This window comes from Anaerofustis sp., from assembly GCF_019420015.1.
Taxonomy (GTDB): Bacteria; Bacillota; Clostridia; order Eubacteriales; family Anaerofustaceae; genus Anaerofustis.
This window is the reverse complement of record NZ_JAHZIA010000014.1, coordinates 5036-5839: the sequence shown is the minus strand read 5'-3', so window position 1 is coordinate 5839 and position 804 is coordinate 5036. Positions and strand designations below refer to the sequence as shown.

At 33.3% G+C, this 804-nt stretch carries 2 protein-coding genes; both read right to left on the bottom strand.

The window, feature by feature from the left end:
* Positions 1-22: 22 nt before the first annotated feature.
* The gene (locus QZ357_RS03910) at positions 23-397 is read right to left on the bottom strand and encodes a hypothetical protein (RefSeq protein ID WP_290772036.1); all 375 of its coding nucleotides are present in this window, start codon (positions 395-397) and stop codon (positions 23-25) included.
* A gap of 122 nt (positions 398-519) precedes the next feature.
* A partial coding sequence (locus QZ357_RS03905; protein ID WP_290772033.1) for a manganese catalase family protein occupies positions 520-804 on the bottom strand: 285 nt, incomplete at its 5' end.

Here is an 804-nt window from a genome sequence, read left to right as displayed (position 1 = left end):
AGCCATATGTAGAATCGATTTTTTAAACAGGTGGATTTCCGCAGTTTGCATCTACAAATTCGCTGATTTCAACGCAATAACGGTTATCAAATGTATGTGCCACACTTTTAAAGCCTCGGTCATTATAGGTTTTGAAGGCGCTGTTTGTAAGAACTCTTAAAGTATCATCATATCCGATAATACAAATAGCATGACGTCCTCTGGAATCTCTGCTGATTTTATCATATGTAGGGTTATTATTGTTTAGAGTGTCAAAATCTTTGTATACCGGAATGCTAATAACAATGCCATCATTATTGTTGAGTATTTGTTTAACAGCGTCTAAAACCCTAATAGTATTCCATGTTTTAGCCTTAAAATTTGATGCTATTACTTTTTGATAATCTACCGGATGCATTTTCAAACACTCTGTATTTATGCCATTTTAACAAATAATTAATATATATTCCAAGTATAATTTTACTTTTATAAGTAATAAACCCGTCTTTGTATAAACAACGGCGGATTTATTTTATAATATTAACTGAATGACGGCGGTGTTACATTTGTATTTGGGAACGGGCTGTTTGATGGTGAAGGCTCGGACATACTAAAATACATTTTTGCTGCTTTTGTTGTTCCAAAATCTCTGTTGGAGCCTGTATTCTGCACTTTATTAAAAGCTTCACGGAACATGGCATTATGTGCTTCTTCCCGGTTTAAAAGAAAATCTATTGTTTCTTTTACCTTTTTATCATTGATTTGTCTGTAAAGATATTCATATACCACCTTAGCTCTTTGCTCAGAAGCAATATTGGAAAGCAG

What these genes read in the sequence shown, in the direction of transcription:
- QZ357_RS03910 (WP_290772036.1), bottom strand. Translation starts at nt 397, where the DNA reads ATGCATCCGGTAGATTATCAAAAAGTAATAGCATCAAATTTTAAGGCT.